This is a genomic window from Streptomyces sp. WAC04114, assembly GCF_019733245.1.
Lineage (GTDB): Bacteria > Actinomycetota > Actinomycetes > Streptomycetales > Streptomycetaceae > Streptomyces > Streptomyces massasporeus_A.
The window spans coordinates 1-3,531 of the sequence record NZ_JAIGQA010000323.1 but is presented as its reverse complement, the minus strand read 5'-3'; the positions used below and the strand labels follow the sequence as shown (position 1 = coordinate 3,531).

Here is a 3,531-nt window from a genome sequence, read left to right as displayed (position 1 = left end):
GTACCCGCCGTGGCCCGCGGGGCCGTGTCCGCCGGGGGGCTGGGGCAACCAGCCCCCCGGCGGACACGGCCCCGCGGGCCACGGCGGGTACGGCGCCCCAGGGCGCCCCGGCGGCTGGGGAGGCGGCTGGGGCGGTCCCCCGCCCGCCGCCAAGCCCGGCGTCATCCCGCTCCGCCCGCTCGGCGTGGGCGAGATCCTCGACGGCGCCGTCTCCACCATGCGCACCTACTGGCGCACGGTCCTCGGCATCTCGCTGACCGTCGCCGTCCTCACCGAGGTCATCGTCGTCCTGTTCCAGGGCCTGGTCCTGGACGACTCCAGCACCGAGGCCCTCAACGACCCCAGCGCCACCCTCAGCGAGCTGAGCAGCGCCATGGGCGACGCCATGCTCAACTCCTCCGTCGTGTTCGTGATCTCTCTGGTCGGCACCGTCATCGCGACCGCGCTGCTCACGACCGTCACCAGCCGCGCCGTGCTCGGCAAGTCGGTGACCATCGGCGAGGCCTGGCGAGACGCCCGCCCTCAGATCCTCAAACTGTTCGGCCTCATCTGCGTGTTGCTGCTCATCACCGTCGGCGTCGTCACCGTGGGAGCCCTGCCCGGCCTCCTCGTCACCGTCGCCGGGAGCAGCGGCCCAGGTATCGCCCTCACCGTGCTCGGCATCATCGGCGCCGGCATCGTCGCCCTGTGGCTGGCGATCCGCTTCTCCCTCGCCTCTCCCGCCCTCATGCTGGAGAAGCAGGGCATCAAGAAGGCCATGAGCCGCTCCGCGAAGCTCGTCCAGGGCACCTGGTGGCGGATCTTCGGCATCCAGCTGCTCGCCACGCTCATCGCGAACGTCGTCGCCTCGATCATCGTCATCCCGTTCACCCTGCTCGCCGCGGCCCTCAGCGGCGACGGCCTCACCGGCTGGCTCAACACCGGTGTCGGCAGCCTCGGCTGGTCGTTCCTCATCATCAGCGGCATCGGCTCGGTGATCGGCTCCATGATCACGTTCCCGATCACGGCCGGCGTCACCGTGCTCCTCTACATCGACCAGCGCATCCGCCGCGAGGCCCTCGACCTCGAACTGGCCCGCGCCGCCGGTGTCCAGGGCTACGGCTCCACCGCCCCCGGCACCACCCCGGGGAGCTGATGCGGTGAGCCGGGCGGGGGAACTTCTCACAACGGCGCTGCCACGCGCCGGCATACGAACGCTGCTGAGCGCCGGCGACACCTCCCTGCTGTCGTCGGCACGCTCCGCCGACGACCCGCCCCTCACCATCCCGCGCGACCCCGCGCGCGAGGCGGCCCGGCGCGAACTGTCCAAGCGGATGTACCACGAGAACGACCCCAGCCTGTTCCAGCGCGCACTCGACGCCTTCTGGGAATGGCTCGGCAAACTCTTCAACGCCGCCTCGACCGCCACCCCCGGCGGCACACTCGGCCTGGTCGTCATCATCCTGGCCGTCATCGCGGTCCTGGCCGCCCTGTGGTGGCGCCTGGGCACCCCTCGCCGCCAACCCACCTCGTCCGCAACCCTGTTCGACGACCGTCCCCGCAGCGCCGCAGAACACCGCGCCGCCGCGGAGGCACACGCCGCCCAGGGCCACTGGAACCAGGCCGTCCAGGAACGCATGCGCGCCCTCGTCCGCGCCCTGGAGGAACGCGCCCTCCTCGACGTCCGCCCCGGCCGCACCGCCGACGAGGCCGCAGCCGAAGCCGGCCGGGCCCTGCCCGCCCACACCGACCGACTGCGCACCGCCGCCCGCGACTTCGACGACGTGACGTACGGTGGCCGCTCGGCGACCGAGCAGTCGTACCACCGCATCGCCGAACTCGACCGCGACCTGGAACGCACCAAGCCCCAGCTCGCGACGAGCAGCGCCGCCACGGCCCCCAACACCCGCCAGGGAGCCGCCGAATGACCACCGAGGCCACCCTCGCACCCACCTCGGCCTCGCCCACCGCCCGCCAGGTGTGGACCCGCGCCCGCGGCATCGCACTCGCGCTCGTGGTCCTCCTCGCGGGAGCCGTCGCCATCGCCGTCGTCCGCTCCGACGCCCGCCACGGCGAACTCGACCCGCGCTCCGCCGACCCGGGCGGCAGCCGCGCCGTCGCCGAACTCCTCGCCGACCGCGGCGTGGACACCCGCGTCGTCTCCACCCTCGACGAGGCAGCCACCGCGGCCGGCCCGGACACGACTCTCCTGGTCGCCTCCCCCGACCTGCTGACCCGCACTCAGCAGACCCGCCTGCACAAGGCGTTCGCCGACTCCGGCAGCCGCACCGTCCTGGTCGCCTCCGGAAGCGCCTCCATCGAACGGCTCGCCCCCGGCGTCACCGCCGACCCCGCCACCAGCCTCGACTCGACGCTCGCCCCCGACTGCGCCCTGCCCGCCGCCCGACGCGCAGGCCCCGCCGACACCGGCGGCGTCCGCTACACCACCACCCACCTCGGCGCCGACACCTGCTACCCCAGCGAACGCCTTGCCACTCTGCTGCGCCTCCCGCACGACAAGGGGAACGGCGACACCATCGCCCTCGGCGCGCCCGACATCCTCCTCAACGACCGCCTCGACGAGCAGGGCAACGCCTCGCTCGCCCTCCAACTCCTCGGCTCCCGCCCCCATCTGGTCTGGTACCTCCCCTCGCTCTCCGACACGTCGGCCGGCGGCACCGACGACGAACGCAGCTTCTTCGACCTGCTCCCCTCGGGCTGGCTCTGGGGCACCCTGCAGCTCTTCGTCGCCGCAGCCCTGGCCGCCCTCTGGAGGGCACGCCGGCTGGGCCCCCTCGTGCCCGAAAAACTCCCCGTCGCGATCCGCGCCTCCGAAACCGCCGCAGGCCGCGCCCGCCTCTACCGCAAGACCGACGCCCGCGACCGCGCGGCCGACGCTCTTCGCTCCACCACCCGCACCCGCCTCGCCCCCCTCGTAGGCGTCCCCGTCACCCAGGCGCACACGCCCGAGGCCCTGCTCCCCGCCCTGTCCGCCCGCCTCCACGGCAACGGCCAGGACCAGCACGCCCTCCTCTTCGGACCACCGCCCAGCGACGACACAGCACTCATCGCACTCGCCGACCGACTCGACGCCCTCGAAAGAGAGGTACGCCGTCCATGATGGACCCGACCACTGACAACGCCGGGCAGACCGGGGACCCGGGCACCGCCCGCGACGCCCTGGAGGCCCTGCGCGCCGAGATCGCCAAGGCCGTGGTCGGCCAGGACCCCGCCGTCACCGGTCTCGTCGTCGCCCTGCTCTGCCGCGGCCACGTCCTCCTCGAAGGCGTCCCCGGCGTCGCCAAGACCCTCCTGGTCCGCGCCCTTGCCTCCGCTCTCGAACTCGACACCAAGCGCGTCCAGTTCACCCCCGACCTCATGCCGAGCGACGTGACCGGCTCCCTGGTCTACGACACCCGCAGCGCCGAGTTCTCCTTCCAGCCCGGCCCGGTCTTCACCAACCTCCTCCTCGCCGACGAGATCAACCGCACGCCCCCCAAGACCCAGTCGTCCCTCCTGGAGGCCATGGAGGAACGCCAGGTCACCGTCGAC

General features: G+C 73.1%; 4 protein-coding genes. All 4 read left to right on the top strand.

Features of this window, described 5'->3' with window-relative positions; genetic code table 11:
* The coding region (locus tag K4G64_RS38725) for a glycerophosphoryl diester phosphodiesterase membrane domain-containing protein (RefSeq protein ID WP_260461565.1) at positions 1-1,135 on the top strand (1,135 nt) is incomplete at its 5' end.
* A gap of 4 nt (positions 1,136-1,139) precedes the next feature.
* Positions 1,140-1,907 carry a DUF4129 domain-containing protein gene (locus K4G64_RS38720; RefSeq protein ID WP_221760534.1) on the top strand — a complete coding sequence of 256 codons (768 nt, stop codon included), beginning with the start codon at positions 1,140-1,142 and terminating at the stop codon, positions 1,905-1,907.
* Positions 1,904-3,100 (top strand): DUF4350 domain-containing protein, encoded by a 1,197-nt coding sequence (locus tag K4G64_RS38715; RefSeq protein WP_221760533.1) that lies wholly within the window; start codon positions 1,904-1,906, stop codon positions 3,098-3,100. Before K4G64_RS38720 ends, K4G64_RS38715 begins: the two co-directional genes overlap by 4 nt.
* Positions 3,100-3,531: MoxR family ATPase (locus K4G64_RS38710; RefSeq protein WP_221760535.1), on the top strand; the 432-nt coding region annotated here is incomplete at its 3' end. The genes K4G64_RS38715 and K4G64_RS38710, both read left to right, overlap by 1 nt.

Bases quoted from the DNA above. Each gene is read 5' to 3' on its own strand.
- K4G64_RS38715 (WP_221760533.1), top strand. From the start codon at position 1,904: ATGACCACCGAGGCCACCCTCGCACCCACCTCGGCCTCGCCCACCGCC.